25 protein-coding genes and 1 pseudogene are annotated in these 26,760 nt (G+C 63.0%); 14 read left to right on the forward strand and 12 right to left on the reverse strand.

Going from position 1 to position 26,760, the window contains the following annotated elements; translation table 11 throughout:
* Positions 1–252 precede the first annotated feature (252 nt).
* The 4 genes from betA to betI (AC070A_RS13790) all read right to left on the reverse strand — a co-directional run bounded on the left by betA (position 253) and on the right by betI (AC070A_RS13790) (position 5,713).
* Positions 253–1,902, reverse strand: a complete 1,650-nt coding sequence (gene betA, locus AC070A_RS13775) for a choline dehydrogenase (RefSeq protein ID WP_057250580.1) — start codon at positions 1,900–1,902, stop codon at positions 253–255.
* A gap of 211 nt (positions 1,903–2,113) precedes the next feature.
* Positions 2,114–3,577, reverse strand: coding sequence for a betaine-aldehyde dehydrogenase (betB, locus tag AC070A_RS13780; protein WP_057250578.1), 1,464 nt, complete (start codon positions 3,575–3,577; stop codon positions 2,114–2,116).
* A gap of 1 nt (position 3,578) precedes the next feature.
* On the reverse strand, positions 3,579–5,114 hold the full coding sequence (betC, locus tag AC070A_RS13785; protein WP_113736802.1) for a choline-sulfatase: 1,536 nt from the start codon (positions 5,112–5,114) through the stop codon (positions 3,579–3,581).
* Entirely contained in the window at positions 5,111–5,713 is a 603-nt protein-coding gene (betI, locus tag AC070A_RS13790) for a transcriptional regulator BetI (protein ID WP_058325517.1), read from the reverse strand. The genes betC and betI (AC070A_RS13790) overlap by 4 nt, the downstream gene beginning before the upstream one ends.
* Before the next feature lie 146 nt (positions 5,714–5,859).
* Here betI (AC070A_RS13790) and AC070A_RS13795 point away from each other — a divergent pair, with 146 nt between their 5' ends.
* Together AC070A_RS13795 and AC070A_RS13800 are read left to right on the forward strand one after the other, a co-directional pair.
* A complete protein-coding gene (locus AC070A_RS13795) occupies positions 5,860–6,408 on the forward strand; it encodes an HdeD family acid-resistance protein (RefSeq protein WP_057250571.1) in 549 nt (182 codons plus the stop codon).
* Positions 6,409–6,658: 250 nt separating this feature from the next.
* On the forward strand, positions 6,659–8,455 hold the full coding sequence (locus AC070A_RS13800) for a GGDEF domain-containing protein (protein WP_113736803.1): 1,797 nt from the start codon (positions 6,659–6,661) through the stop codon (positions 8,453–8,455).
* Positions 8,456–8,475: 20 nt separating this feature from the next.
* On the opposite strand, the gene betI (AC070A_RS13805) is transcribed toward AC070A_RS13800, so the two are convergent.
* A complete protein-coding gene (gene betI, locus AC070A_RS13805) occupies positions 8,476–9,057 on the reverse strand; it encodes a choline-binding transcriptional repressor BetI (RefSeq protein ID WP_057250567.1) in 582 nt (193 codons plus the stop codon).
* A gap of 123 nt (positions 9,058–9,180) precedes the next feature.
* On the opposite strand from betI (AC070A_RS13805), the gene choX reads away from it, so the two are divergent.
* The 3 genes from choX to AC070A_RS13820 all read left to right on the forward strand — a co-directional run bounded on the left by choX (position 9,181) and on the right by AC070A_RS13820 (position 11,982).
* The gene (choX, locus tag AC070A_RS13810) at positions 9,181–10,095 is read left to right on the forward strand and encodes a choline ABC transporter substrate-binding protein (RefSeq protein WP_492384770.1); all 915 of its coding nucleotides are present in this window, start codon (positions 9,181–9,183) and stop codon (positions 10,093–10,095) included.
* On the forward strand, positions 10,092–10,904 hold the full coding sequence (locus AC070A_RS13815; protein ID WP_063893296.1) for an alpha/beta fold hydrolase: 813 nt from the start codon (positions 10,092–10,094) through the stop codon (positions 10,902–10,904). Before choX ends, AC070A_RS13815 begins: the two co-directional genes overlap by 4 nt.
* A 79-nt stretch (positions 10,905–10,983) precedes the next feature.
* Positions 10,984–11,982 (forward strand): NAD(P)H-quinone oxidoreductase, encoded by a 999-nt coding sequence (locus tag AC070A_RS13820; RefSeq protein WP_113736804.1) that lies wholly within the window; start codon positions 10,984–10,986, stop codon positions 11,980–11,982.
* Positions 11,983–12,402: 420 nt separating this feature from the next.
* Here AC070A_RS13820 and AC070A_RS13825 read toward each other — a convergent pair.
* Positions 12,403–13,135, reverse strand: a pseudogene (locus tag AC070A_RS13825) (DUF3750 domain-containing protein).
* A 71-nt stretch (positions 13,136–13,206) separates the two neighbouring features.
* Between AC070A_RS13825 and AC070A_RS13830 the strand changes: the two are divergent.
* Positions 13,207–14,214 (forward strand): asparaginase, encoded by a 1,008-nt coding sequence (locus tag AC070A_RS13830; protein WP_057250559.1) that lies wholly within the window; start codon positions 13,207–13,209, stop codon positions 14,212–14,214.
* Between the two features lie 61 nt (positions 14,215–14,275).
* Here AC070A_RS13830 and AC070A_RS13835 read toward each other — a convergent pair whose 3' ends face one another.
* The gene (locus AC070A_RS13835) at positions 14,276–15,028 is read right to left on the reverse strand and encodes a DeoR/GlpR family DNA-binding transcription regulator (RefSeq protein ID WP_113736805.1); all 753 of its coding nucleotides are present in this window, start codon (positions 15,026–15,028) and stop codon (positions 14,276–14,278) included.
* A gap of 92 nt (positions 15,029–15,120) precedes the next feature.
* Between AC070A_RS13835 and AC070A_RS13840 the strand changes: the two genes are divergently transcribed.
* Complete coding sequence (locus tag AC070A_RS13840; protein ID WP_057250555.1) at positions 15,121–15,492, forward strand: hypothetical protein; 372 nt, start codon at positions 15,121–15,123, stop codon at positions 15,490–15,492.
* A 116-nt stretch (positions 15,493–15,608) separates the two neighbouring features.
* Here AC070A_RS13840 and AC070A_RS13845 read toward each other — a convergent pair whose 3' ends face one another.
* Positions 15,609–16,340, reverse strand: a complete 732-nt coding sequence (locus AC070A_RS13845; RefSeq protein ID WP_113736806.1) for a DUF4198 domain-containing protein — start codon at positions 16,338–16,340, stop codon at positions 15,609–15,611.
* 235 nt (positions 16,341–16,575) lie between these two features.
* Here AC070A_RS13845 and AC070A_RS13850 point away from each other — a divergent pair, with 235 nt between their 5' ends.
* Positions 16,576–17,196 carry a glutathione S-transferase family protein gene (locus AC070A_RS13850; protein WP_113736807.1) on the forward strand — a complete coding sequence of 207 codons (621 nt, stop codon included), beginning with the start codon at positions 16,576–16,578 and terminating at the stop codon, positions 17,194–17,196.
* Between the two features lie 18 nt (positions 17,197–17,214).
* On the opposite strand, the gene AC070A_RS13855 is transcribed toward AC070A_RS13850, so the two are convergent.
* The gene (locus AC070A_RS13855) at positions 17,215–18,138 is read right to left on the reverse strand and encodes a bestrophin family protein (protein ID WP_113736808.1); all 924 of its coding nucleotides are present in this window, start codon (positions 18,136–18,138) and stop codon (positions 17,215–17,217) included.
* Between the two features lie 54 nt (positions 18,139–18,192).
* Between AC070A_RS13855 and AC070A_RS13860 the strand changes: the two genes are divergently transcribed.
* Complete coding sequence (locus AC070A_RS13860) at positions 18,193–18,894, forward strand: dihydrofolate reductase family protein (protein ID WP_218372960.1); 702 nt, start codon at positions 18,193–18,195, stop codon at positions 18,892–18,894.
* 6 nt (positions 18,895–18,900) lie between these two features.
* Here AC070A_RS13860 and AC070A_RS13865 read toward each other — a convergent pair whose 3' ends face one another.
* Together AC070A_RS13865 and AC070A_RS13870 are read right to left on the reverse strand one after the other, a co-directional pair.
* Positions 18,901–19,254, reverse strand: a complete 354-nt coding sequence (locus tag AC070A_RS13865) for an MmcQ/YjbR family DNA-binding protein (RefSeq protein ID WP_058320342.1) — start codon at positions 19,252–19,254, stop codon at positions 18,901–18,903.
* A gap of 30 nt (positions 19,255–19,284) precedes the next feature.
* Positions 19,285–19,494: a hypothetical protein gene (locus AC070A_RS13870; protein ID WP_057250544.1), complete on the reverse strand. Its 210-nt coding sequence runs from the start codon at positions 19,492–19,494 to the stop codon at positions 19,285–19,287.
* An 89-nt stretch (positions 19,495–19,583) separates the two neighbouring features.
* Between AC070A_RS13870 and AC070A_RS13875 the strand changes: the two genes are divergently transcribed.
* Positions 19,584–20,522: a LysR substrate-binding domain-containing protein gene (locus tag AC070A_RS13875; RefSeq protein ID WP_113736809.1), complete on the forward strand. Its 939-nt coding sequence runs from the start codon at positions 19,584–19,586 to the stop codon at positions 20,520–20,522.
* A 30-nt stretch (positions 20,523–20,552) separates the two neighbouring features.
* On the opposite strand, the gene AC070A_RS13880 is transcribed toward AC070A_RS13875, so the two are convergent.
* The gene (locus tag AC070A_RS13880) at positions 20,553–21,215 is read right to left on the reverse strand and encodes a glutathione S-transferase family protein (protein ID WP_113736810.1); all 663 of its coding nucleotides are present in this window, start codon (positions 21,213–21,215) and stop codon (positions 20,553–20,555) included.
* Positions 21,216–21,422: 207 nt separating this feature from the next.
* On the opposite strand from AC070A_RS13880, the gene AC070A_RS13885 reads away from it, so the two are divergent.
* From AC070A_RS13885 to AC070A_RS13900, 4 genes are all read left to right on the forward strand, one after another.
* The gene (locus AC070A_RS13885) at positions 21,423–21,791 is read left to right on the forward strand and encodes a hypothetical protein (RefSeq protein WP_156436749.1); all 369 of its coding nucleotides are present in this window, start codon (positions 21,423–21,425) and stop codon (positions 21,789–21,791) included.
* A gap of 120 nt (positions 21,792–21,911) precedes the next feature.
* The gene (locus AC070A_RS13890) at positions 21,912–23,282 is read left to right on the forward strand and encodes a PepSY-associated TM helix domain-containing protein (protein ID WP_113736811.1); all 1,371 of its coding nucleotides are present in this window, start codon (positions 21,912–21,914) and stop codon (positions 23,280–23,282) included.
* A 173-nt stretch (positions 23,283–23,455) separates the two neighbouring features.
* Positions 23,456–25,789 (forward strand): putative bifunctional diguanylate cyclase/phosphodiesterase, encoded by a 2,334-nt coding sequence (locus AC070A_RS13895; RefSeq protein ID WP_113132822.1) that lies wholly within the window; start codon positions 23,456–23,458, stop codon positions 25,787–25,789.
* A gap of 144 nt (positions 25,790–25,933) precedes the next feature.
* Positions 25,934–26,722 carry a L,D-transpeptidase family protein gene (locus tag AC070A_RS13900; protein WP_058325530.1) on the forward strand — a complete coding sequence of 263 codons (789 nt, stop codon included), beginning with the start codon at positions 25,934–25,936 and terminating at the stop codon, positions 26,720–26,722.
* Positions 26,723–26,760: the final 38 nt, after the last annotated feature.

Consider the following 26,760-nt stretch of genomic DNA (forward strand, 5'->3'; position numbering starts at 1 on the left):
AACGGCAAGCAGGTCCAGCCTCGGTGTCATGTTCGTCTCCTTCTTCTCGGGCACTCGAGAAGATAGGACGAGATAGCGTCGGCGAACGTGACATGCCGCAGACATTGCGGGTGTCGAATGCGAGGAAAAAGTGCCGCCTAGAGCATCCCGCTTTCAAGTGGAATCACTGAAAGCGGATAAGATGCTCTAGAATCAAAGTGCTAGAGCGCCGTGCGTTCGTCTGAACGCACGGCGCTCTGGTGCACGCGATCCTTATCGGTCGCTGACCTCCCAGCGCGGGTTGATCCACGGCTCCTGGTTGGAGCGCGCCAGCGGCTGCTTGCCGAGAATGTGGTCGGCTGCCTTCTCGCCGGTCATGATCGACGGGCTGTTGAGGTTGCCGTAGGTCACATGCGGGAAGATCGAGCTGTCGGCGACGCGCAGGCCATCGACGCCGATGACGCGGGTTTCCGGATCGACAACCGCCATCGGATCGTCCTTGGCGCCCATCTTGCAGGTGCCGCAAGGGTGATAGGCGCTTTCCAGGTGCTCGCGCAGAAATTCGTCGATCTGCTCGTCCGACTGCACCTTCTCGCCCGGCTGGATCTCCGGACCGCGATAGTGGTCGAAAGCCTTCTGGCCGAAGATCTCGCGGGTGAGGCGCACGCAGTGGCGGAACTTCTCCCAGTCCTCCGGGTGGCTCATATAATTGAAGCGGATGACAGGATCGGCCATCGGATCGGAGGAGCGCAGCGTGACGTTGCCGCGCGACTTGGAAAGATTGTAGCCGACATGCACCTGGAAGCCGTGCGTGTTGGCGGCCGCCTTGCCGTCGTAGCTGATCGCCACCGGCAGGAAGTGGTACTGGATATCCGGCTGCTTGACGCCGGGTGCGGAGCGCAGGAAGGCGCAGGCCTCGAACTGGTTGGAGATGCCGAGGCCCTTCTTGAAGAACAGCCATTGCGCGCCGGCAACGCCCTGCCAGAACCACGGCAGCCAGGAATAGAGCGACACCGGCTTGGTCGAAATCTGCTGGAAATAGAACTCCATGTGGTCCTGCAGGTTCTGGCCGACGCCGGGCCGGTCGACCTTCACCTCGATACCCATGTCCTTGAGGTGCTGTGCTGGACCAATGCCCGAGAGCATCAGCAGTTTCGGCGAATTGAACGACGAGGCCGAGACGATCACCTCACGGTTCGCCTTGACGATCTCGATCTTGCCGCCGCGCTCGATCTCGACCCCGGTCGCCCGGCCGTTCTCGATGATGATCCGGCGGGCGAAGCAGCGCACGAGCGAGACGTTTTGCCGTTTCATTGCCGGCTTCAGGTAGGCGTTCGCCGCCGACCAGCGCCGTCCCTGCCAGACGGTCTGCTCCATCAGCCCGAAGCCTTCCTGCTTCGAGCCGTTGTAATCGTCGGTGAGTTCGAAGCCGGCCTGTTGGCCCGCTTCGATGAAGGCGTGGAACAGCGGGTTGTGGACCGGGCCGCGCTTGACGTGCAGCGGCCCGTCGGTGCCGCGCCAGCCCGCTTCGCCGCCATGCGAATTTTCCATGCGCTTGAAATAGGGAAGCACGTCCGCATAGGCCCAGCCGCGTGCGCCGAGCTCGTCCCAGCGGTTGTAGTCTTCCGCATGGCCGCGCACATAGACGAGACCGTTGATCGAGGAGGAGCCGCCGATCACCTTGCCCCGCGGCGCGGTGATGCGCCGGTTGTTGAGATTCGGTTCCGGTTCGGAGAGATAGCCCCAGTTGTAGCGCTTCATGCTCATCGGCCAGGCAAGGGCCGCCGGCATCTGGATGAAGGGGCCGATATCCGAGCCGCCATATTCCAGCACCAGCACCGTGTTCTTGCCGTCTTCGGACAAGCGGTAGGCGAGCGCCGAACCGGCGGAGCCGGAGCCGATGATGATGTAATCTGCCTGCATAAGCGTGGTCTTTCTTCTAGCGTCTCGCGTTCGACCTATCTGGCGCTTTCACCCCTCATTCCTGTGCGTGTCACAGGAATCCAGCCAAGCGACGTCTGTCGCTTGAAGACTCTTGTGCGCCACAGACGTGGCGCTGCTGGATCCCCGGAACTCGCTTCGCTCGCCCGAGGATGAGGGAGGTGGAGCCGCCTCTCGATGGAGGCCCCAATTCTCAATACGGCGCCTGTACCGGCCCCATGCCGACATAGACGGTCTTCAATTCGCTGTAGTGGTTGAGCGCGGCGACCGAATTCTCGCGGCCGAAGCCGGACTGCTTCGAGCCGCCGAACGGGATCTCCACCGGGCAAAGGTTGTAGGTGTTGATCCACAGCGTCCCGGCCTCGAGCTGATCGACGACGCGGTGCGCGCGGGTGATGTCGGCGGTGAAGACGCCGGCCGAAAGGCCGAATTCGGTCGCATTGGCCCGCGCGATCACCTCGGCCTCGTCGTCGAAATCGAGCACGCACATGACCGGCCCGAAGATCTCTTCGCGGGCGATCGTCATGTCGTCGGTGACGTCGGCAAAAACCGTCGGCTGGATGTAGGTGCCTTCTGCGTTGACGGCATTCGGAATGCCGCCGCCGGTCAGGAGCCGTGCGCCCTCCGCCTTGCCCTTCTCGATATAGGAAAAGACCTTGTCGCGCTGCGGCATCGATACCATTGGGCCGAGCTGCGTCGCCTCGTCCATCGGATCGCCGATGACGATCGCCTCGGTGCGGGCCTTCAGTCGCGTCAGGAACTGCTCCTTGATGCCCTTCTGCACGAAGACGCGGGTGCCGTTGGAGCAGACCTGGCCGGTCGAATAGAAGTTGCCGAGCATGGCGCCGCCGATGGCGCTTTCGAGGTCGGCATCGTCGAAGACGATCAGCGGCGACTTGCCGCCGAGCTCCATGGTGACGTGCTTGAGTTCGGCTGCGGCCGCACCGGCTACCTTCTTGCCTGTCGGCACGGAGCCGGTCAGCGACACCTTGGCGACGTCAGGATGGTTGACGAGCAACGGACCGGTGGTGCGATCCCCCTGGATGACGTTGTAGAGGCCCTTCGGCAGGCCGGCCTCGACCAGGATCTCGGCGATCTTCAGCGCGCCGAGCGGCGTGTTCTCCGACGGCTTGAAGACCATGGCATTGCCGGCGGCAAGCGCCGGCGCACCCTTCCAGCAGGCGATCTGCTGCGGATAGTTCCAGGCGCCGATACCCACGCAGACGCCGAGCGGCACGCGCTTGGTATAGGCAAAATCGCCGCCGAGCGGGATGTAGTCGCCGTTGAGCGCCGTGGCGATGACGCCACCGAAGAATTCGAAACTGTCGGCACCGGACGTCGGATCGGCGACGATCGTCTCTTGGATCGGCTTGCCGGTATCGAGCGTCTCGAGCTCCGAGAGCTCGCGGTTGCGCTCGCGCATGATCTCGGCAGCGCGCTTCAAAATACGGCCACGGGCCGTCGGGCTCATCGCCGCCCATTCCGGTTGAGCGCGCTTGGCGGCTGCAATCGCCTTTTCGACGATCGCCGGCGTTGCCGCATGCAGCCGGGCGATCACTTCGCCGGTCGCCGGATAGATGCTCTCGATGACGGTGCCTTCGATGTCCTCGACATATTCGCCGTCGATGAAGTGCGAGGCTTGCGGTTGGGCTTTCATGTCATTCTCCCCGCGGATAGCGTTTGGATTCCTCGAGATTGTCGAGGTTCATATGGTTGCGCATGTAGCGCTCGGATGCTTTCTGCAGCGGCTGGTGATCCCAGGGGTAGTAGGCACCGTTGCGGAGCGCCTCGTAGACCACCCAGCGCCGCGCCTGGCTTTCGCGCACGGCCGCGTCGAAAGCCTCCATGTCCCAATGGGCGGCGCACATCTCGCGGAAGGCCTGCAGCGTTGCCGCCTGCACCTGCGTTTCCGGATGGGCCGCCAGATTCTTCAGTTCCAGCGGGTCGGCGTCGAGATCGTAGAGCTGATCCGGATCGAGCGCGCAGTGGATGTATTTCCACTTGCCCTCGCGGATGGCGACGAGCGGGGCGTAAGAAGCTTCCGCTGCATATTCCATCAGCACCGGCTCGCTGCGCTCCTCACCTTTGATCATGGGCACGAGACTCATGCCGTCGGTCCACGGCTTCACCTCGTCCATCGAAATACCGGCGAGATCGGCAAGCGTCGGCGTCACGTCGAGATTGGAGGTCGGGGCCAAGTGCAGACCCGGCGTCACACCGGGGCCTGCGACCATCAGCGGCACGCGGGCTGAACCTTCGAAGAAATTCATCTTGAACCACAGGCCGCGCTCGCCGAGCATGTCGCCGTGATCCGAGCAGAAAAGGATCAGCGTGTCGTCGAGCATGCGGGTGCGCGTCAGCGTGTCGATGAGCTCTCCGACCTTCTCGTCGAGATAGGAGATATTGGCGAAGTAGGCCTGGCGCGACCGGCGGATATTGTCTTCCGTCAGGTCGAAATTGACATAGTCGCAGGAATGCATGATACGCTTGGAATGCGGGTCCTGCTGGTCCTCCGCCAGCATGCCGATCTCGGGCAGCAGATGCTCGCAATCCTCGTAGAGATCCCAGAATTTCTTGCGCGCCACATAGGGGTCGTGCGGGTGGGTGAAGGAGACGGTCAGGCACCAGGGACGGCGTGTCGCGTCGTCGTTTTCGCGCGAGAGCTGATAGAGCTTCTGATTGGCGAGGAAGGCGACCTCGTCGTCATATTCCATCTGGTTGGTGATCTCGGCGACGCCGGCGCCCGTGACAGAGCCGAGATTGTGGTACCACCAGTCGATGCGCTCGCCGGGCTTGCGATAATCGGGCGTCCAGCCGAAATCGGCCGGGTAGATGTCGGTCGTCAGCCGCTCCTCGAAGCCGTGCAGCTGGTCCGGCCCGACGAAATGCATCTTGCCCGACAGAGCCGTGTAGTAGCCGGCGCGGCGCAGATGATGCGCATAGGTCGGGATCGAGGACTGGTACTCGGCAGCGTTATCGTAGACGCGGGTGCGGCTCGGCAATTGCCCGGCCATGAACGAGGCGCGGGCAGGGGCGCAGAGCGGCGACGAGGTGTAGTTGTTGCGGAAGCGGGCCGAGCGCGCGGCGAGCGCTTTCAGGTTCGGCGCATGCAGGAACGCGGCCGGTCCGTCCGGAAAGAGCTTTCCGTTCAGCTGGTCGACCATGATGATCAGGATGTTCGGTCTTGCGGTCATGCGGCCGTTCCCTGGTATTTGAGACGATCGATGTGCGAGGTGACGTAGTCTTCGGTGAGCGCGATCGATGCTTCGATGCTGATCGGCGCGGAGCGCAGACTCTGGCGGATATAAAGCCCGTCGATCATCGCAGCAGCGCCTTCGGCGATGCGTTCCGCGTCATCGTCGGCACAAAGGGCCTTGAGGCTCGCCATGAGGTTGGAGCGCAGGCGCCGGGCATAGACGACGAGCAGCCGCCGCACCTCCTCAGACCGTTGCGCCTCCGAATAGAAGGCGAGCCATGCGGCAATCGTATCTGGGGCGAACTGGCTTGCCTGGAAGGAGACGCGGATCAAGGCGCTCAGCCTTTCGCGTGGGCCTGCCACCGTGCGAAGCGCCGTCACCGTGTCGTCGCGCAACTGCCGTAGAAGGCTTCGGATCGTTTCGATCAGCAATTGTTCCTTGCTGCCGAAATAGTGGTGGGCAAGGGCAGGGGAGACGCCGGCGTGGCGGGCGATCTCGGACATGGTGACGGTCAGCGTGCCCTGATCGCCGATCACGCGAAGTGCTGCGTCCACCAGCGCCTTGCGGCGCACTGGCTCCATTCCGACCTTCGGCATCCGTCTCTCCCTTGACGGAGGTCAGTTTATTTTTGATTGACTCATCAATCAATAAAAATCTTCGGTGTTTTTGCTTCCCTTTTTCGAAGAAATCCGGCTCAATCCTCCCGGTAGCGATCCCGCGATCTGAAGGACTGGAGGTTGAAATGACCCATGCATTCGATCACGCCGACAAGACGGCGGTTGCCCGCAAATGGGGGTGGTTCGTAGCACTCGGCGTGCTGCTCATCATGTGCGGTGGCCTTGCCTTCGGCAATCTGCTGATGGCCACGGTCGCTTCGGTCTATTATGTCGGGATCATCATGCTGGTCGGCGGGCTTTTCAATCTCGCCCACGCCTTCCAGGTCAAGGGCTGGGACAGCGTACTTTACTGGGGGCTCAGCGGCGCCTGTTATACGATCGCCGGCCTGTTTGCCTTCATCAATCCCTTGCTTGCCTCGTCCTTCCTGACCTTCGTGATGGCGATCGCCCTCATCGTCGCCGGCTGCTTCCGCATCTGGGTCGGTCTCAAGCTCAGGCCAGTACAAGGCTGGGGATGGGTGGCACTCGGCGGTCTGGTCACGCTTGCCGCCGGCCTCATCATCGCCGCCGGCTGGCCGGTCAACAGTCTCTGGATCCTCGGCCTTTTCCTCGCCGTCGACCTGGTGATGCAGGGCCTGTCGCTGATCGCCTTCGGCGTGCTGGCGAAGGGATAATCGCCCCCTTCCTGTGGGGTTCCGAGCTGGGTGCCCGGCCGTACGAAAGCGGCCGTTATCGGCGCCCGGGCAACCGCAGCAATCGCTCATGAAACTACTGATTTCATTAGAATGTTTGCAGTAGATCAAGGGCGGTAGCGACTGTCATATAGCTTTCATCAAAGCTTCATAATGGGGAAAGACTTCGTTGACAGTTGGCGGCCATGCTGCCGGCGTCCGATCGTCCGTTCCCCTGTCTCTGGAGCCCGGCATGTCCGCCGCCCCCGCCGAAATCCTCTCGTTGCGCCGGTTCGGCGACGACCAGATCGTCACGCTCGCCAAGCTGGTGATCGAGAGTGCCTTCCAGCCGATCGCCGAAGCGGCGACCGGCACCGTCTTCGGTTACGAATCGCTGATGCGCGGCTTCCAGAAACTGGGCTTTGCCTCGCCGCTGGAACTGCTCGACAAGGCGGAAGAAGCCGGGCAATTGCTGGCGCTGGAGCACATGATCAACAGCCGCGCCGTCGCCGGCTTCGCGACGCTGCCCGATCATTCCGCCCGCACCCTGTTTCTGAATTTCGACTCGCGCCTCGTCGGCGGCGAGGGCGACATCGTCGAGCGCCTCGTCAACCATCTGAAGCGCGCCGGTATCGCCCCTTCGTCGCTCTGCTTCGAGCTTTCCGAGCGTTTCGACAGCGGCAAGATGCCGGACTTCTCCGCGCTCGTGCGCGATCTCCGGCTCGCCGGCTTCAAGCTCGCCATTGACGATTTCGGGGCTGGCTTCAACGGGCTGAAGCTGCTCTGCGACCAGCCGGTCGATTACGTGAAGATCGACAGGCACTTCATCTCCGGCATCGAGGCTGACGCCCGCAAGCGCCACCTCGTGCGCCACACCGTCAACACCGCGCATGTGCTTGGTACGCGGGTCATCGCCGAGGGCGTCGAGACGGAGGCGGAGTTCCTCACCTGCCGCGACCTCGGCTGCGATCTCGTGCAGGGCTATTACGTCGCCCGGCCGACCACCCATCTCAGCGAGCTTCTGCCCGCCTATCCGCATCTCGATCAGAGCGTCAGCGTGAGGCGACCCTCGTCCTCGCTCGACAGTATCCTGATCCGCAAGCAGATCGAGCAACTGCCGACGGTGCGCGAAAGCGATGAACTCGATTCCGTCTTCGATCTCTTCCGGCGAAACCCGCGCCAGGGCTTCTTCCCGGTTCTGAACGCCAATGGCGAGCCGCGCGGCATTCTGCATGAGTATCACGTCAAGGAGCTGATCTATCACCCCTTCGGCCGTGATCTCCTCAAGAACCGGATCTACCAGCGGCGGATCTCGCATTTCGTCAGCCCGGCACCGATCGCCGATCTCGATACGCCCGCGGATGAAATGCTGAAGATCTTCGCCGGCATGGACGGCAGCGATTGCCTGATCCTTACGGAGAACATGCGTTACGCCGGTACGCTTTCGGCCTCGTCGCTTCTGAAGATCATCAACGAAAAGCAGCTCAAGATGGCGCAGGAGCAGAACCCGCTGACGGGCCTGCCCGGCAACCGCGCCATCCGCGACTACGTCCAGGACGCGATCCTCGACGGCGATCAGACCCGCTATTTCTGCTATTGCGACTTCGACGACTTCAAGCCGTTCAACGACACCTACGGCTTCCAGAAGGGCGATCTCGCGATCACGCTGTTTGCCGCACTCCTGCGCCGCCACTTCATCGGCGAGGAGAAGTTCCTCGGCCATGTCGGAGGAGATGATTTCTTCGTCGGCATCAGCGGCTGTTCGGTCGAGGAGCTGGAGGCGGTGCTGAACCGCCTGCTGGACGATTTCCGCTCCGACGTGCGCCAGCTCTACTCGGCGGAGCACCAGGCCGAGGGCCGCATCAGCGGCCATGGTCGCGACGGTGCGCCGAAGGAATTCGCGCTGATGCGCTGCTCGATCGCCGTCCTCGGCCTGCCGGAGGGCTTCGTCTTTTCCGATGCCCAGGCCGTCAGCGCCCGCATCGCCGAAATCAAATCCCGCGCCAAGACCAGCGAAGCCGGTCTTGTCATGGACGCACTCGGCGGCTGATTTCCCGTCTTCGGGCTCGCTTAGGTCGCGGGTATGCGATGGGCGAGATAGTCGCGCATCTGGGAAAGCGCCGTGTCGCGCGTCAGCCCTTCCGATTGCAATCCGAGCCTAAGCCAAAGGCCGTCGATCAATGAAGTGATGCCGAGCGCCACGGTCTCGCAGTCTTCTGCCGGCAACAGGTCCACGAGCGCGGAAAGCAGGTTCGAGCGCATGCGCGCGTGGATCACCTTCTGGATGCGGGCAAGCTGCGGCTCGCGCGGAACTTCGGCACAAAGGGAAAGCCAGGCATGGCAGACCGAAGGCTGGAAGAAGCGCTCCTCGAAGTTCGCCTCAATGATCGCCTCTAGCCGCTCGCGCGGCGTGCGTGCGCGGTTCAGCCGAACGACCACCGCTTCCTTGAGCGCGGCGTTCGCCTCGCGCATGGCATGTTCGAAAAGCTCCTGTTTGTTGGCGAAATAATGCAGCACGATGCCCTTGGAGGCGCCGGCGTGTGTCGCGACCTTCTCCAGCGTCGCGCCGGCCATGCCCTCTTTCTGCAGCACCTCAAAGGCCGCGCGGCGCAGCTCGCGCCGCCTGATCTCGCTTATCCTCGTCAGTCGCATCAGCCGCCTCCAAACGATTCCCACATTGACAAACTTTCCGGAAAGATCAAATGTTGACCCATGGGACAATTATTAGTCCGAATGGACAAACTGGAGGATGCGATGCCGAAGCTGAAACTGTTGATGTCCACCATTGCCGTTGTCGCCGCCGCCTCGCGGGTCTTGGCCGGCGAGGCGCAATCCTGTCGGCAAGTCCGGCTGGCCGAGCCCGGTTGGAACGACCTGGCGTTCACCACGGGCGTCGGGCTGACCGTGTTGAAGGCGCTGGGTTATGAACCGGAGAGCAAGCTGCTCGGCATTGACGTCATCTACACCAGCCTGCGCAGCGGTGATCTCGACGTCTTCCTCGGCTATTGGGACCCGGCGATGGTCTCCTATTACCAGCCCTACAAGGACGACGGTTCGGTCGAAACCGTCCGCGTCAACCTCAAGGGGGCGAAGTACACCTTCGCCGTGCCCGACTATGTCTGGGAGGCGGGTGTCAGGGATTTTTCCGACCTGAAGACCTTTGCCGACAAGTTCGAGAAGAAGATGTACGGCATCGAGCCCGGCTCCAACCAGTTGATGCTGGATGCCGTCAAGGATCAGGGCCTCGGGCTCGATGGCTGGGAAGTGGTGGAATCAAGCGAGCAGGGGATGTTGGCGGAGGTCACGCGCCGGGTGCGCGACAAGTCGTCCATCGTCTTTCAGGGCTGGGCGCCGCATCCGATGAACACGGCCCTATCGATCAAGTATCTGACTGGCGGCGACAAGTTCTATGGACCGGACTTTGGCGCGGCGACCGTTTCGACCCAGGTGCGCAAGGGCTACCTGCAGGAATGCCCGAATGTCGCCAGGCTCCTCAACAATCTGACCTTCGACGTCGATTTTGAGAACCGCGGCATGGGTTCCCTGATGAACGACGGGCTGGCGCCGGAGGAGGCTGGCGCGAAGGCGATCAAGCAGGAGCCGCAGCGGCTCGACGCCTGGCTTGCCGGGGTGACGACCTTCGACGGGCAGCCGGGGCTTGCCGCGGTCAAGGCCGCGCTCGGACTGTGATCGTCATCGACCAGCAAGATTGGTCGCCGCTGAAGCGGCGGCTCGAACTGCCCGGCGGGCGCCAGTTCGCCTATGTCGATCGCGGCGAGGGGCCGGCGCTGTTGCTGCTCCACGGCTATTCCGACAATAGCCGCTCTTTCTCGCTGGTCGCGCCCCACCTCGTGGGCTATCGACTGATCATTCCGGATCTCGCCGGCCACGGCGCGTCGCAGGCGGGGCCGGGGGCAACGGTTGCCGATTTTTCGCGGGATCTCGCTTGTCTGGCCGATAGGCTGGCGCTGAGGGATATCGTCGTCATCGGCCATTCCATGGGGGCAATGACCGCCATTGCGCTTGCCGCCCTTCGCCCGGACCTGGTCCGGGCCCTCGTTCTTTTATCCGGCAGCCTGCAGCCGGGCCTCGACGCGAGGAGTCCAACGGCGCGGGCGATCCGCGCGTTGAAGGATCCGCTGGATCAGGAACACCCGTTCTTCGATGTCTGGCACGCCTGCAACCAACCAGTCGACCCGGCGTTCCTTGCGCACATGCGCAAGGAGGCCGCAGAGATACCGACGCAGACGTGGCTCGCTATCCTCGATGGCCTTGCCGCGACCGATCTTCGCGCCGCCGCGCGGCAGTTGCGTTTGCCGGTGCTGGCGATCGGCGGCAGTGAGGATCCGCTGTTCGACGCCGGGCATCGCCGGCTGCTGGCGGAAACCATCGGCTCGGCGCGCTCGATCAGCTTGGCCGGCCATGGCCACAACCCTCATTGGGAAAGCCCGGCACTGGTGGCTGGCGAGATCCTGTCCTTCCTGGCGGCCGAACCCTGATCGGCCAATACTGCCGCCACCCTTTTCGCGGCACGCCGTCAGCGCTAGATGTGGCGCATCAGCAGCATGAGGTGGTGCCATGTCCCTTCCGTCAGAAATGAATTTCGTCGATCTTCCGGCCCCAGGCGGACCGGAAAACATGGTCCTGAAAAAGGGACGGTTGCCTGAGATCAAACCGGGCGACATCCTCGTTCGGGTGGAGGCGGCCGGCATCAACCGTCCCGATGTCTTGCAGCGCAAGGGCGACTATCCGCCGCCGCCGGGCGCAAGCCCGATCCTCGGCCTCGAAGTGGCGGGCGAGGTGGTGGCGCTCGGTGCGGGCGCGGAAGGATTTCAAATCGGAGACAAAGTCTGCGCGCTCGCCAATGGCGGCGGCTATGCGGAATATGCGGCAGTCCCCGCAACCCAGGCGCTGGCTTGGCCGAAGGGCTATGACGCGGTGAAGGCGGCCGCTCTGCCGGAAACCTTCTTCACCGTCTGGGCCAATGTCTTCGATATGGCGGGCCTGAAGGCGGGTGAAACGATCCTCATCCATGGCGGCTCCAGCGGCATCGGCACGACGGCCGTCCAGCTTGCCAAGGCCTTCGGCGCCGAGGTCTTCGTCACTGCCGGCAGCGCCGAGAAATGCCAGGCCTGTGAGGCGCTCGGCGCCAAGCGCGCGATCAACTATCGCGAAGAGGACTTCAAAACGGTCGTTGTCGAAGAAACGGATGGACGCGGCGTCGACGTCATCCTCGATATGGTCGGCGGACGTTACTTCGATCGCAACATCGCTTCGCTGGCGAAGGACGGCCGCCTGTCGATCATCGCCTTCCTCGGCGGCGCCAAAGTCGAGGCGGCGAACATCGCGCCGATCCTGACAAAGCGTCTGCATGTGATGGGCTCGGCGCTCCGTCCCCGTACGCCGGCGGAGAAGCAGGCGATCCGCGATGGTCTGGTGGCAAAGGTCTGGCCGCTGCTCGAGGCGGGCAAGGTCTCACCGGTGATCCACTCGGTGCTGCCTTTCGCCAAGGTGGCCGACGGGCACCGCGAGATGGAGACCGGCGACCATATCGGCAAGATCATCATGTCCATGTGACCCGAAGGATCATCATGGCCCTGTGATCGGAACGAACATCAGGTCCCTGTGATTGGCAAGATCATCAGGTCCATGTGACCGGAACGATCGTAATGCATGCGTTCTGCGGCGTGACGAAGGGATGCGATCTTCGACCATCGTCGCACTTGCAATCGGCGACAGATCGCTTACCTTCAACGCATCAGCAACGAACAGAAAGGAAGGTGATCCAATGTCTAATGAGATTTCGGTCTTGGTGAAGGGCATGGGAGAGGTGAACACGTCGAGGCAGCCCTCGGCTTGATCCCCGCCTTCCTTCGGGCCTAGAGCCCGGGCCACTCACTTGGCCAGAACTCAGGGAAGGGTCGCCTCGGGCGGCCCTTTTCCATTTTCGGTATTCCCCGCCCGGGCCTTCAGCCTCAACTGTTGGAACTTTGCAGATCACACCCCGAAGCGTCCGAGCGCCGGGATCTTGATGCCGGGCTTCGCGAAATCAAATCCGGCGACGAGGCCGAAAAAGTGCAGTTCGAGGCCGCTGCGAACACCAGCCGAGATACCGGCGACGCCATAGAGCGTGGCGTGCATGTCACGGCCATCGGCATCGATCTGGAACAACTTGCCCTCCGGCAGATAATCGCGGCCGACGGCGTCGGGCGGCAGCACGGCGCCGAGTTCCGGCACGGAGCGCAGCACGTGGGCGACGAAGGTGTTGGAGTTCGGGCCCGGCCAGATCCGATAGCCGCCGGGTGCGTCATAGGGATAGCTTGCGATCGCCGCTTCGATCTTCGGGATCAGCCGGCTGGCTTCGGTTCCGGTGATCGAAACAACCAATCTCGGCTCGTTCGAATACCAGCGCGCATCGGCCGGATAGGCGTTGCGGCGGATCGGCTTGCCCCAGCCGACCTTGTCGTAGCGGTTGTAGGCGAGGGCGCCCTGTTGCTTGGTCACGATCCAGGCGTGGCTGGCGACGGCGCCCTTCATGCCGCCGGTCGTTGCCGAAAAGACGTAGATCGCCGCATCGGGGCTCTCGGCTGTCTTCGGCAGGATGCCCGCCGAGGACCAGTCGGCAGAGCGCCAGCTCTGTGGCCGGTCCGTACCACCAGCCGGCCGAGGCTAGCGCCGGCAGAAGGTAGATGATGAGAAAGGCGGCGGCGAGCCTGCGGGCGAATCTCATGAAAACTCCGTTTCCTGCCTTAAGATTCCTGCTAAATGCACGGAGCAATTTCGGAAATTTGAGGGCAAGGCATGTCGAATCCCGTTCTCGTCGAAGTCACCCGCGGAAACCTCGTCGAAAGTCGCCATCGCGGACTTGTGATCGCCGTCGACGGCGATGGCCGGACCGTCTTTTCGCTCGGTGAGACTGACACCGCCGTTTTCCCGCGCTCCGCCTGCAAGGCGATGCAAGGGCTGCCCTTGATGGAAAGCGGTGCGGCCGACGCCTACGGTTTCGGCAACAGGGAACTGGCTCTTGCCTGCTCCTCCCATTCCGGCGAGCCGGAGCATGTAGAGCTTGCCGCAAAGATGCTCGCGGCGGCGGGCCTCGACGTCTCGGCGCTCGAATGCGGCGCCCATTGGTCGTCCGACCAGAGGACCTTGATCGGCCAGGCCCGCAGCCTGGAGGCGCCGACAGCGCTTCATAACAACTGCTCCGGCAAACATTCAGGCTTCATCTGCGCCTGCTGCCATTCCGGCACCGAGGTGAAGGGCTATGTCGGCTACGAGCATCCGCTGCAGCAGGAAATCCGCGGCACGATGGAAAGCCTGACCGGGGCGATCCTCGGCACGGACAATTGCGGGGTCGACGGCTGCTCGATCCCGACCTACGCCGTTCCGCTCAAGGGCCTGGCGCACGGGTTTGCCAAGATGGCGACCGGCGTCGGTCTTGGACCCGAACGCGCCCGGGCCTCCAGGCGGCTGATCGAGGCCTGCATGGTCGAGCCCTTCTACGTGGCCGGAACCAAGCGCGCCTGCACCCGGCTGATGAAAACGGCCCCCGGCCGCATCTTCGCCAAGACCGGTGCCGAAGGCGTGTTCTGTGCCGCCATCCCGGAAAAGGGCATCGCCATCGCGCTGAAATGCGAGGACGGCACGACCCGCGCCGCCGAAGCGATGGTGGCGGCAACGCTTGCGCGCTTCTTCAGGGATGAGCCGGACCTGCACGCGGCCCTGATGGCGCAGGCAAATCACTCGATGTACAACTGGAACGGCATCCATGTCGGCGACGTCAGGGTCACGGACGCTTTCGCCGCCTGAGGTTCGCGGGCGACGGTTCTCGCCTGCAGCCCTCACGGACAGCCTCGGCGCGCTGGCACCGTCAGGCGCCGATCATCACAACGCTCGCGTCGTCATAGGGCGTTAGCATCTGGCGCTGGATTTCCACCGGTACGATGAAGCCGGCGAGATCGGCGATTCCGGCCACGCGATGTGGCGAAACGGCGTCGAATTTCTCCGCTGTCGCAAGCACATAGGTGTCGGCGGCCTGGGCGAGGATCGCGCGCTTGACGGCCGCCTCCTCGAAGTCGCCGGTGGAAACTCCGTGAACCGGATGAATGGCGGTGACGCCGAGGAAGAACAGGTCGATGCGGATGCCGGCGATGGCGGTGAGCGCCGCCGCGCCCGTCGCAACCATCGAATGTTTGTAGAGCCGGCCACCGATCAGGATCACTTCGGCTTCGTGGCGTTCGAGCTCGGCGGCAATCGTCGGGCTGTGGGTGACGACGGTCAGCCGCATCTCCCGCGGCAGTGCCCGCGCGATTTCCGCGTTGCTCGTGCCGCCGTCGAGAAAGATCGTCTGGCCCGCCTCGATCATCGTCGCGGCCTTTCGCCCAAGCCGATGTTTGACGTCGCCGGCAATCTCCTGCCGTGCGGTAAAGTTTGGTAGCGGCGGGACCAGCGGCAGCGCGCCGCCATGTACGCGCTTCAGCAAACCTTCCGCCGCCATCTCGCGGAGATCGCGCCGGATCGTGTCTTCCGAGAGGTCCAGTTCGTCCGCCAGGCGCTTGGCGACGATCTCGCCGTCGCGCGCCAACCGTGCCGAAATCAAAGCCCGTCTCTGTGTTGTCAGCATGAATACCTCCTTGACTCTTCACGATATTGCACGAAATATCGTGAATATTCCAGAATGATCTGGATATTTCGTGCAAAAATTTGGAGAAGATCATGCTGATTTTGATCGCGGGGCCCTATCGCTCGGGAACCGGAGACGACCCGGCCAAGATGGCCGCCAACCTGAAGCGACTGGAGGAGCCGTCCTATGCGCTGTTTCGGGCCGGGCACGTGCCTGTCATCGGCGAATGGGTGGCGCTGCCGGTGTGGAATGCGGCGGGTGGCGAGCGCATCGGGGACGACCTCTACGAGGAAATTTTCCATCCCGTCGCCGGCCGCTTGCTGGCACTGTGCGACGCGGTGCTGCGTCTGCCGGGCGACAGCAAGGGTGCCGACAACGACGTGCGCATCGCCCGTGAACGCGGCATTCCCGTCTACTACCGCTTGGAAGACGTGCCCGGTTGCGGCGAGGCGCTGGTTGCCTGACCGGAAACGGCCCGGCAGGGATACCTGCCGGGCCGTGGCGGTGCTTCTGAACTCCACCTCAATCTCGGCCCCAACCCGAGGATTGGGTCCGCATTGCGGTGAGGGAGGCGGGAGGCCTATTCGTGCACGTGCGGCTCGGCGACGAAGGTCAGCGTGGCCGTTAAACCTTTCTTGTCGGCGGCGATGTTGCTTTCGAGCGGGATCGCGTGGCTGACGGCAAGAATGTTGACGCCGGCGTTGCGCAGCGTCACTTCCGCTTCGCCATTCGCGTTCGTCTTTTCGGAGACGAGATCGGGCAGCCCGGCATAGTCAAGGGTGATTTCCTTGCCTTCGAGCGGCTTGCCGTCGAGCAGGAGGCGGACACGAAATTTCTCGCCCGGCTTCAGGCCAACAGGGTTGTCGAGCGGGACGATCTGCAGCGGCTGTGCCGGGAAGGCCGGCAGTGCGCCATGCGCATGCACCAGCGCGATGCTGTATTTGACCGAATGGCTCGCCTGTTTGGCGCCGGGCACCTCGTTCCTGGGCTTGTTCACCCATTTGCCGTCTGCGCCTTCGCTCCAATAGCCGTTGTCGAACTCCAGTGCGACGAGCGCCGGCTTGCCATCGAGTTTCAGCCTAGCGTGATTGTCTTCCGCCTCGATCGTCACCGGCAGCGCTTGACCGTCTTCGCCAACGGCCGAGACCGATTTCACTTTGGCCGGATCATAGGATTCGTCCGCGGGGCCGTGGCCGTAGATCACCGCCAGCGTTCCCCAGCGCTCGCCGATCCATGCGCCATGGGAGAAGGCGGGTGTGGCGACGGCGGCAAACAGGCCAGCAGCGATGAGGGTTGAAAAGAGCGTTTTCATAAGCAACTCCGAATAATGTTATAACGTAACAATGATCTTCTATTGAAATCCGTTCGGGCTTGTCAATCGGGCTGACTTCCTTTCTTCTGCCGCCGATCTTTGGTCTGGAGTTGAAACGTTAGGAAGCGCACGGTTCATCGCACGCATTCCGCTTCCGTCCGCCAGAATGATAGGGCAGGGTCGGGTCTGTCGGCACCACGTCGTCCGATCCGCGTGATCGCAGAGGAGAGTTGAAGTGTTGAAATTGTTCTACGCCCCGGGCACCTGCTCATTGGCTTCGCATATCGCGCTGGAAGAGGCGGGCGCTGACTACGAGGCGCGCCGCGTCGATTTTTCGACCGCCGAACAGACCAAGCCCGACTATCTCGCGGTAAACCCGAAGGGCCGGGTGCCGGCGCTGTTGACCGACCGGGGCGTCATCACCGAAACGCCGGCGATCCTCACCTATATCGCCGAGACACATCCGGCGGCGAACCTCGCACCAAGGGGCGATGCCTTTGCTTTTGCGCAGTTGCAGTCGTTCATGAACTATCTCTGCTCGACGGTGCATGTCGCCCATGCCCATGGACGTCGCGGCGCGCGCTGGGCCGACGATCCGGCGGCGCACGAGGCAATGAAGGCCAAGGTCGCCTCCAACATGGCGGCCTGCTTCGAGCTGATCGAGAACAAGATGTTCGAAGGCCCCTTCGTCCTGGGCGAGACCTATTCGGTTGCCGATCCCTACCTTTTCACCATCGCCGGCTGGCTCGAATCGGACGGTGTGGATCCCGCGCGTTTCCCGAAAATCCTGGATCACCGCAACCGCATGACCGCGCGTCCGGCCGTTGCCCGGGTCCTGGCCACGCTCAAGGCCTGAGCCGCGCGACCATCTGGGCTACATCAGGATGTAGTCCTTGGGCTGCGGCAAGGGCGGAAGGTCTGTCTCGCCGAGCGCCTCGCGCAGGTTGATCTCGATCGTTTCGGCAAGCGCCATGATCGGCAGGTCGTTCGGCAACACGCCGAACGGCTCCTCCAGTTCGTCCCCGAGTGCATCGAGGCCGAAGAAGGTGTAGGCGACCAGCGCCGTGACGAAGGGCGTGGCCCAACCGAGCGCATCGGCAAAGCCGAAGGGCAGCAGGAAGCAGAAAAGATAGGCGGTGCGGTGCAGGAGCAGCGTGTAGCCGAAAGGCACCGGCGTGTTGCGGATGCGCTCGCAGGCGGCAAGCGTCGCCGACATCCTGCCGACCGTGCCGTCCAACTGGGCCCACTGAAAGTCGCTGATCGCGTCCGAAGCACGCAAGCCGGCGAGATCGCGGCCCATCTCACGCAAGAGGTAGTCCGGCGCGTTGCGGCTTGCCTTGTAGCCGGGAGCGAGATCGTCGGGCAGTCGCGCGAGCGCCCTGGCTGCATGATTGCCCGGTCGCAGGTGGCCAACCAGGGCGTGAGCAAAGGCGATGGCGATGTTGAGGAGCCGTTGCCGCGCCGCATTCTCCGAAGCTTTGGCGTCGACCAGGACCAGTGTCTGCCGGGCAAGATCGCGCGACGTGAAGATCAGTTGTCCCCAATCCTTCCGCGCCTCCCACCAGCGGTCGTAGCAGGCGTTGTTGCGGAAACCGAGGAACACCGAGAGCGCAATGCCGAGCAAGGCGAAAGGGCCGCTGTTGACGCTTGGAACGATGCCGGGATCGGCACGGTGCGCCCAGACGACGAAGGCGGAAAGGCCGAAGACGAACAGCACCTGCGGAAAGATCCGCTGAATGACCGATCCTCTGAGGATGAAGAACAGTTTCAGAAGGCTGGGGCGGGCGCGAACGATCATGGAAGAACACCTGTGTGGCCGTCAGCTTCCACCGGTATAGGCGCGAGCTCTGGAATGGAAGGCCGCTCATTGGATGCCGCCAGCCGCCGGCGCGAGATTTTTACCGCCTATGTCGGCTCAGTCGCCGCGCGCACGTCCTTGTTGCGTAACGCCAACAGGGAGACAACGACGATGCGCAAGGTGGTTGCCGGCATGCAGATGTCCATCGACGGGATGATCGATGGACCGGATGGCTATACGGACTGGGTCGGTTCCTGGTCGGACACCTTCGACCTCCTGCCTGAGATCGATGCCTGCGTCCTCGGGAGCGGCATGTATTCGGGCTATGAGCAATATTGGAGCGCGATCAAACAGAATCCGCATGCGCCGCTGGAGTTTACCGGCAAGGTGCCGACGCAGGAGGAGATCGAATATACGGATTTTGCTTTGAGCACGCCGCATTATGTTCTCTCGAAAGAGCGCTCGGAGGTGCAATGGGCCAACGCCACCATCGTTCGCGATGCTGCCGAGATCGAGCAGCTAAGGCGCCAGCCGGGTCGGACCATCTATGTCGTCGGCGGCGCTCGCACCGTGTCGAGCCTGATGGATCACGGCCTGATCGACGAATTGCGTCTCACCATCCATCCCCTGGTGGTGGGGAAGGGCAAGGCGCTGTTCGAAACCATCGCCCAGCGCCACTACGTGCAACTCGATGACGTGAAGAGGGTCGATGACGGCAAGGTTTGCCTGATCTACAAGGTCGGGGATCGAAGCTGAAAGCGGTCAGCCGGCGAGTTTCGCAGCAAGCCGCTTTGGCGCCTTCTGGCGCCAGGCTGCAACCAGTCGCCCGGTCAGGCTCTTATCGTCGATCACCGAAAGCCGAACCAGCATCGCCGGCCAGCCTTTGTAGTGATCGGTCTCGAAATAGAGTTGCGGGTCGAGTTCCAGCAGCAATTCCTTTTCCTCGAGCGCACACATGACGACAAGCGTGTCGCCGTCCTTCATGCGCACGAAGCTCTTGTCTTTCACCAGCAGTGCCGGCGTGCCGTAGGAGGTGCCGATGGTAACCTCCGGCAAGCCGGCGGCTTCCGCCAGCTTGACGACCCGTGCGAAATTGCGGTCGAGATCCTCGCTCATCCCGTCAGCATATCACAGGGTCATTGTCCGTCACCGGCCCCCGGCTTGCAGGCAGTCGCTGGCGCACTCGGCCGCGCGCGGCCAGGGCCAGCCGGGGAAGGGCAGATCACCGAGTTCGCGTTCGTCCATCCGCTCGAGATCCGGGTGCTGCAGCGGGTCACGCGCCCAGGCTAGTCGCGTATCCTGCTTCCGACTTTCAAAAGTGGCGAATGCGGTCAACATCGAGAGAAGCTTCAACATGGCGGCCCATCCTTTCGATGCTTGGATGATCTGCCTGTCTCGCTGTCTTTTCAATTGAGAATAGCACCGAACGGGTTTAGGAAAACTATATGAGAGATCTGAATTCCGTCCATTTGAACGGGCTTCGCGCCGTGGAAGCGGCCGGTCGCCTTGGTTCGTTGGCGGCTGCTGCCGAGGAGCTCGGCGTGACCTCAGGCGCCGTCAGCCAGCAGATTGCCAAGGCGGAGGCCCAGCTTGGCCGCATCCTGTTCGAGCGCACGCCGCGCGGCCTCGTCCCGACCGACTTTGGCCTGCGTTTCCTCGTCCGCCTCAGCAACGCCTTTCAGGAGCTGGCGGAGGCCGTGGCCTCGGCTCGGCGACGCGACGAGTCGGTGCTGACGATCTCGGTGGCACCGGTCTTTGCCGCCCGCTGGCTGGTCTATCGGCTGAACCGTTTCGCCGAGCGCCACCCCGACATTCGCTTGCGCATCGACGCTACGACCAAGCTCGTCAATCTCGATACATCAGATGTGGATGTCGGCATCCGTGTGGGCTCGGGCGATTGGCCTGGTGTGAAATCCGAACTGCTGTTGCAGCAGGAGGTCTTTCCCGTCTGTTCGCCGGCCATGGCGGAGAACTTGCGTGTACCTGCAGATATTCTAAAGCTCCCGGCCGTGATCGACGGTCACTCGATGTTCAGCTGGGAGGTGTGGCTTCGCGAAGTCGGCCTCTCCGGTGCCGAAATGAGCGTGCGCCACACGTTCAATGAGGCGTCGCTGGTGCTCGATGCGGCGATCTCGGGGCAGGGGGTCATGCTCGCCTGGCAGACGCTCGCCGGCTTCGCGATCACCCAAGGCAGTTTGGTCGTGCCCTTCGGTATCCGCGTGGGCACCGGCTACGGCCACTACTTCGTCAGCTCGCCATCGCGGCGGGAAAGCAAGGCCGCAGCCGCCTTCAAGCGCTGGGTTCGTGACGAGGTGGAGCAGGGCATGCGCCTGCTCGATCTCAGGGCGCCGCGCGTACGCTTCGACGCGGCGACCATGCGCTGATCACTTGAAACGAGCCCCCCTCCGGACGGCTCAATCCGCCGGCTCTTTCAGCCGCTCTTCCATCATCGCCTTGAAAGCCGGGCGGGCATGGCAGCGGGCAAGCCAGGCCGAAACGCGTGGATGCTTCTCGAAGAGCTGTTTCTGGCTCATGGCGTAGCGGAAGACTTCCGCGAGGTTGAGGTCGGCTACGGTGAAGCGATCGCCAACCAGGTAGTCGCGCCCGTCGAGGTGCTCTTCCAGGCGAGTAAACACCTTGTCGAGGGACTTGGCGCAGGTAGTGATAGTTGCCCTGCCTTGGTCGGTTTCCTCAGTGCCGTAGTCGTAGGTGAGGATGATCTGCACCGCATGCGGCTCGACCTCGGTCGCCGCCCACATCGTCCAGTTGCCCATCAGTCCCTCTTCGCGGATATCAGCCGGTCCCAGCGGGCCGCCGTATTTGCGCGCAAGGAAAAGATTGTTGGCAAGCGATTCCGTTAGTACGACGCCGTCGTCTTCGATCGCCGGGATCAGACCCATCGGGTTGACGGCGAGGAAGGCCGGCGACCTGGTGTTGATGGGCGCATCGGCGGCAAGCGGATCTGCAACCCGGCGCGCCTGGATGACCGGCACGGACGTGAAGGGGATTCCGAGCTCCCGCGCCATCCAGTAATTGCGCGATGCGCGCGAGCGATAGACCCCGTAGATCGTCAGCATGTCGTCCTCCCGTCGTTGCCGTGACCTTGTCTTAAGCCAAGCGTGCTGGACGGCGAAAGCCCGCGCCGCTGATACCACACATGAAATCTTTTGATAGGCCATGCGGCCCATTGCCCGCTTGCCTTTCGCGCCGTTGGTCTTTAGCTGTCGCAGTCGATTTTGGGGGCACTTTTGGCGCGACGGTTTCTAGGCGATCGGTTGACGGACATGGCGGCGCGTTTGCTCTGCGCGCTTGTCCTCGTCATCTCGGCCCTGATCCAGCAGCCGGCGGTCGCCATGCCGGTTGCGCCTGATACGACCGCCTACGCGCTTCCCGATGGAACGTTTGCCGATCTCTGCCTCACCGGCCACGACGATGCCGACGGAAAAGGTGGTACGAAAGGCCATGGATGCCAGTCCTGCTGCCTCGTCGCCCCCGCTGATCTGCCGGCGCCGTATCCGATCGCCGCACCACCGCTATCTCTCGCCTGGCATGTGTCGGTTCCTGCCAATGAACTTCTGTTTGTTCGCGGTGTGCTCCGCGGCGGCACAGGGCCTAGGGCGCCACCATCGGGTTTCTCCCTGATATCCGCTTGAGCGGCGGCTGACGGCCTCCTAGGCGTCGAAACTGCTGTTCGACGTCGCCGGCCGTGATCCGCGACCGACCCGACCATCACGAGGCGAAGCCGCGATAATGCGGATTTCCCGGAGAAACCCATGACAACCGCATCCTTTACCGGCGCCGCAGCGCAGCCGGTCGCCGCCGAGCGCGGCATTTCCCTCTATCGCGCCATCTGGCGCTGGCACTTCTTTGCCGGCTTGCTCGTCATCCCGTTCATGATCAGCCTGGCCGTCACCGGTGGCCTCTATCTCTTCAACGACGAGATCGACGATACCGTCTTCGCCTATCGCAACATCGTGCCTGCCGGGACCGAACGGCTGCCGCCTTCGGCGATCGTCGCCACCGCTGTCGAATCCGTGCCCGGCAGCGCCGCCGTCTCCTATCGCACACCCGCCGGTGCCGATCGCTCGGCGCGCGTCACGGTGGGTATCGGCAAGGCCAAAATGCTGGTCTTCGTCGATCCCTATACCGGCGCCATCCTCGATCACGTCGCGCCCACGGATGAGTTCAATCAGGTGGTCGAGGACCTGCACAGCCTCGACTATTTCGGTAAGTCGGTCGAAACGATCATCGAGATTGTTGCGGGCTTTGCCATTCTGCTGGTCTTCACCGGCATTTATCTCTGGTGGCCGCGCCAGCAGACCGGCGGTGTGCTGACCGTGCGCGGCACGCCCGCGCGCCGCGTGTTCTGGCGTGACCTTCATGCCGTGACCGGCATCGTCGCCGGGCTGCTGATCGTCTTCCTCGCCTTCTCCGGTCTTCTGTGGTCCGGCTACTGGGGCGCCACCGTCAACGGCAAGCTGACGGCCATGGGGCTCGGCTATCCCGCGGTGCTTTGGGACCAGGTGCCAACCTCGACCAAGGTTTCGACCGATGTCCTCCCCAGGGCGAACTGGCTGATGGAGAATGCTCCGGTCCCGACGTCGAGCGGCGTCGGCGCCGAGCCGGTCGGCATAGACCGCGCGGTCGCGATCGCCGATGAGGCCGGCATGCTGCCCGGCTATGAGCTGGCGCTCCCGACCGATGAGAGCGGCGTCTACACGGCCGCGATCTTTCCGGCCGAGCTCGCACGGGAGCGCACGATCCACATCGACCAGTACTCCGGCAAACCGCTTGTCGATGTAGCCTTTGGCGATTACCCGGCGCTCGGAAAGGCGATCGAATGGAGCATCAACGTGCACAAGGGGCAGGAGTGGGGGCGCGCCAATCAGTTGTTGATGCTTGCCGCCTGCCTGTCCATCGTGCTCATCTCGCTCTCCGCCGTCGTCATGTGGTGGAAGCGTCGCCCGGCGGGGCGCGTCGGGGTGCCGCCGATGCCGCCGAAGCGCAGTGTCTATGCAGGATTGTGGATCATGGCCATTTTCTTTGGCCTCACTTTTCCGCTGACGGGGCTTGCGATCGTTATCATGGTGGTGGCCGACCAACTGCTGATGCTCGCGCCGGCGGCGCGCCGACGTCTGTCCTGAAATCGACGAAGGGGTGGCGCCGTCACCCCTTCTTTTCAGGCACGCAACTTGGAGATTGCAACCTCTGCACGATTTTTCTACAAGTTATTTAGGAAGGGCTAACTCTTGCTCGTCTAACGTGAAGTGGGGAAAGATCGACCAGCGACGCGGCTGAGCGCGTCGGGAGGCCTTGCTTGGCGAAGAACACGTCTCGCAATCCGCGATATGCCGCCTTAAATGCTGGCGGCAACGAGGATACACGTCGCCTGATCGATGCCAGCCATCGGCTGGCGGAAGAAGTTGCGCGGATCTTTCCGACCGAACCCGACATCGCCGACCGCCACTACTGGTTGGAGACGATGATCAACCATGTGCCCGACTACATCTATGCCAAGGATGTCGAAGGGCGGTTCCTCATCGCCAACCAGGTGACTGTTGCCGACAACGGCCTGGAAGGTCTCAAGGATATCGTCGGCAAGACCGACTTCGATCTCCATCCGCCGCACATGGCACAGGCGATCGCCGACATCGAGCGCCGCGTCATCGAAACCGGCGAACCGATTTTCGGCATCGAGGAACGGGCGATCGTCAGCAAGGGCCGCGACCGCTGGCTGATGACCTCCAAGGTGCCGCTGCGCAACAAGCGCGGCGAGATTGTCGGCGTCGTCGGCGTGTCGCGCGATATCTCCGACAGAAAGGCGGCCGAACGCCTGCTCGAAGGGCAGGCCCGCCTACTGGAAATGATCGCCAACAGCCGACCGCTCGACGAATTCTTCCGCGACATGATCCTGCTGATCGAGGCGCTGATGCCTGGCATCAAGGGGTCGGTGCTGTTGCTGTCGGCCGATGGCCGCCACCTGTTCCATGGCGCGGCACCAAGCCTCGACGAGAGCTATTGCGCGACGATCCATGGCGTCGAGATCGGCCCTCACATGGGCTCCTGCGGCACGGCGGCCTGGCGCGGCGAACAGGTGATCGTCTCGGACATTCTCGCCGATCCTCTCTGGGACGATTATCGCGAGCTCGTTCGACCCTATGGGTTCCGCTCCTGCTGGTCGACTCCCGTCCATTCGCGCGACCGCAAGGTGCTTGGCACATTTGCGCTCTATTCCGGCGCGGTTTGCGTTCCCAATGAAGGGCAGAAGGAGCTGATTGCGATGGCGACGCATCTCGCCGGTATTGCAATCGAGCGCAAGCACGCGGAGGACCGTATCAGTTTCATGGCGCATCATGATGCGCTGACGGGCCTGCCCAACCGGGCGCTGTTCGAGGAGCAGGTCGCCGAGGCGCTGGAGGCCCTGCGCGGCACCGGTCAATGGGCGGTGCTCGCCTTCCTCGATCTCGATAATTTCAAGCTGGTCAACGATACGCTCGGCCATGCGGCCGGGGACGAGCTGTTGAAGGTCACCGCCTCCCGCATGCGCTCGTCGGTGCGCAAGTCGGATATGGTCGTGCGTGTCGGCGGCGACGAATTCATTCTGCTTCTGAACGGCCTTCCCTGCGAACGGGATGTCGTGCTGGCAAGGCTTGAAGATATTCGCCGCGCCATCGCGGGGCCGATGCAGATCGAGGGCCGAAGCCTGCAAGTCACCTGCAGCATGGGCGTCGCCTGCTTTCCCAATCAGGGCAAGACCGTCGGCGAGCTGCTCGCCAATGCCGACATGGCGATGTATCGGGCCAAGGAGCTCGGGCGCAACAATCTGCAGGTCTTCACCGAGGAAATGGCCGCCAAGGCGCACGAAAAGCTGCGTCAGCAGGAGGAGCTGCGCAGGGCGCTGGCACATGAAGAATTCTTTCTCCAGTTCCAGCCGCAGATGAACCTTGCGAATGGTCGCGTTTTCGCAGCCGAAGCCTTGCTTCGTTGGCGTCATCCAGAGCGGGGCACGGTCTCGCCGGCCGAGTTCATTCCGCTTGCCGAAGAAACCGGGCTGATCGTGCCGATCGGCGACTGGGTGCTGCGCGCCGCTTGCCGCCAGGCCAAGGACTGGCAGGATGACGGCCTGCCGCCGCTGATCGTCAGCGTCAACGTTTCGGCGCGCCAGTTCCGCGAGCGCAACTGGGCAGGTCACGTGGCGGCAATTCTCGCCGAAACCGGGCTTGAGCCCTGCTGTCTCGAGCTTGAGCTGACGGAAAGCCTGATCATGCAGGACGTGCCGGGGGCGATTGCCACCATGCATGAGCTGCAGGCGATCGGCGTGCACCTGGCAATCGACGATTTCGGCACCGGCTATTCTAGCCTCAGCGCCTTGAAGCGCTTCCCGGTGCGCCGCCTTAAGATCGACCGGTCCTTCGTTGCGGATATTCCTGTCGATCTCGACGACAACGCGATCACCGCGGCGATCATCTCACTCGCCCAAAATCTTGGCCTGCGCGTCATCGCCGAAGGTGTGGAAAACCAGGCCCAGGTCGAGTTCCTGCGCCAGAGCGGCTGTGACGAGATCCAAGGCTATTTTTTCAGCCGGCCGCTCTCCGCGCCGGATTTTGAAACACTGATGCGCCAGCCACGTTTCAACGCTCACAGCGTCTGAGTTCTCTTCGTTTCACGCCAAGACGCAAGCTTCGGTCCAGCCGGAAATGCAAGCATCGCCCCATTCCGAGGGGCTGTGCGTAGTATTTCGTTAAGCAATTTCATGCAGCACTCCTCAGGCCGCACTCAAGCCCTTCAGAGTTCGATGTCCTCTTCAGTCGTCTTCTCCCGCCGTCAGTTTCTCCGCTCGTCCGGATTGGCTCTTGCCTCCGCCGGTCTTGCAGGCTGCACCTCCTCGATGAACACGGACGTCTTCCGCTATGAGACGGCGCCTGTGTTCCGCAATCCTGCGCTCGAAGGACGCTTTACCGATCCGCGCGCGGAAGGCATCTATGAAAGGCAGGATGGCCCAGGGCCAGTTCCGACCGGTCTGCCGCCGCAGGGCCTCTATGTTTCGGATATTTATGCCTCCATGTACGACGGCGGCTATCAGGTGCCGGAGGTACCGTTCCGTCAGATCGACGCGCGCTTCTATCGTCAGGAGGTCAGCGATCCCTTTGGCGAACAGCCGGGAACGATCGTTGTCGATACCGGCGACCGCTACCTCTATCTGATCCAGCCGGGCGGCCAGGCACTGCGCTACGGCGTCGGCCTCGGCCGTGAAGGTTTCGCCTGGTCGGGCCGCGGCGTCATCCAGTGGAAGCAGAAGTGGCCGCGCTGGACCCCGCCGGACAGCATGGTCGCCCGCCAGCCGCAGCTGAAACCCTATTCGGCCAAGAATGGCGGTATGGCGCCGGGCCTCAACAACCCGCTCGGTTCACGCGCTCTCTACATCTTCCAGAATGGTCAGGACACGCTCTACCGCGTCCACGGAACGCCGGAATGGAAGTCGATCGGCAAGGCCGTCTCGTCCGGCTGCGTTCGCATGCTCAACCAGGATGTCATGGACCTCTACGATCGCGTGCGTGGCAAGGCGCCGATCCTCGTCATCTAACAACCACGGGCGTCGTCGCTCGCGGCATCCCTCCAGTC

The organism is Ensifer sp. GW101-20A05 (assembly GCF_059424735.1).

Coding starts and splice junctions, on each gene's coding strand:
- AC070A_RS13860 (WP_218372960.1), top strand. CDS start 18,193: ATGGAAGGCCGCTCATTGGATGCCGCCAGCCGCCGGCGCGAGATTTTT.
- AC070A_RS13840 (WP_057250555.1), top strand. CDS start 15,121: ATGCTGATTTTGATCGCGGGGCCCTATCGCTCGGGAACCGGAGACGAC.
- AC070A_RS13830 (WP_057250559.1), top strand. CDS start 13,207: ATGTCGAATCCCGTTCTCGTCGAAGTCACCCGCGGAAACCTCGTCGAA.
- AC070A_RS13795 (WP_057250571.1), top strand. CDS start 5,860: ATGACCCATGCATTCGATCACGCCGACAAGACGGCGGTTGCCCGCAAA.
- AC070A_RS13865 (WP_058320342.1), bottom strand. CDS start 19,254: ATGAGCGAGGATCTCGACCGCAATTTCGCACGGGTCGTCAAGCTGGCG.
- AC070A_RS13845 (WP_113736806.1), bottom strand. CDS start 16,340: ATGAAAACGCTCTTTTCAACCCTCATCGCTGCTGGCCTGTTTGCCGCC.
- betC (WP_113736802.1), bottom strand. CDS start 5,114: ATGACCGCAAGACCGAACATCCTGATCATCATGGTCGACCAGCTGAAC.
- betA (WP_057250580.1), bottom strand. CDS start 1,902: ATGCAGGCAGATTACATCATCATCGGCTCCGGCTCCGCCGGTTCGGCG.
- AC070A_RS13900 (WP_058325530.1), top strand. CDS start 25,934: ATGTCCTCTTCAGTCGTCTTCTCCCGCCGTCAGTTTCTCCGCTCGTCC.
- AC070A_RS13820 (WP_113736804.1), top strand. CDS start 10,984: ATGTCCCTTCCGTCAGAAATGAATTTCGTCGATCTTCCGGCCCCAGGC.
- betI (WP_057250567.1), bottom strand. CDS start 9,057: ATGCGACTGACGAGGATAAGCGAGATCAGGCGGCGCGAGCTGCGCCGC.
- AC070A_RS13870 (WP_057250544.1), bottom strand. CDS start 19,494: ATGTTGAAGCTTCTCTCGATGTTGACCGCATTCGCCACTTTTGAAAGT.
- choX (WP_492384770.1), top strand. CDS start 9,181: ATGTCCACCATTGCCGTTGTCGCCGCCGCCTCGCGGGTCTTGGCCGGC.
- AC070A_RS13855 (WP_113736808.1), bottom strand. CDS start 18,138: ATGATCGTTCGCGCCCGCCCCAGCCTTCTGAAACTGTTCTTCATCCTC.
- AC070A_RS13885 (WP_156436749.1), top strand. CDS start 21,423: ATGGCGGCGCGTTTGCTCTGCGCGCTTGTCCTCGTCATCTCGGCCCTG.
- betI (WP_058325517.1), bottom strand. CDS start 5,713: ATGCCGAAGGTCGGAATGGAGCCAGTGCGCCGCAAGGCGCTGGTGGAC.
- AC070A_RS13835 (WP_113736805.1), bottom strand. CDS start 15,028: ATGCTGACAACACAGAGACGGGCTTTGATTTCGGCACGGTTGGCGCGC.
- AC070A_RS13800 (WP_113736803.1), top strand. CDS start 6,659: ATGTCCGCCGCCCCCGCCGAAATCCTCTCGTTGCGCCGGTTCGGCGAC.
- betB (WP_057250578.1), bottom strand. CDS start 3,577: ATGAAAGCCCAACCGCAAGCCTCGCACTTCATCGACGGCGAATATGTC.
- AC070A_RS13875 (WP_113736809.1), top strand. CDS start 19,584: ATGAGAGATCTGAATTCCGTCCATTTGAACGGGCTTCGCGCCGTGGAA.
- AC070A_RS13880 (WP_113736810.1), bottom strand. CDS start 21,215: ATGCTGACGATCTACGGGGTCTATCGCTCGCGCGCATCGCGCAATTAC.
- AC070A_RS13890 (WP_113736811.1), top strand. CDS start 21,912: ATGACAACCGCATCCTTTACCGGCGCCGCAGCGCAGCCGGTCGCCGCC.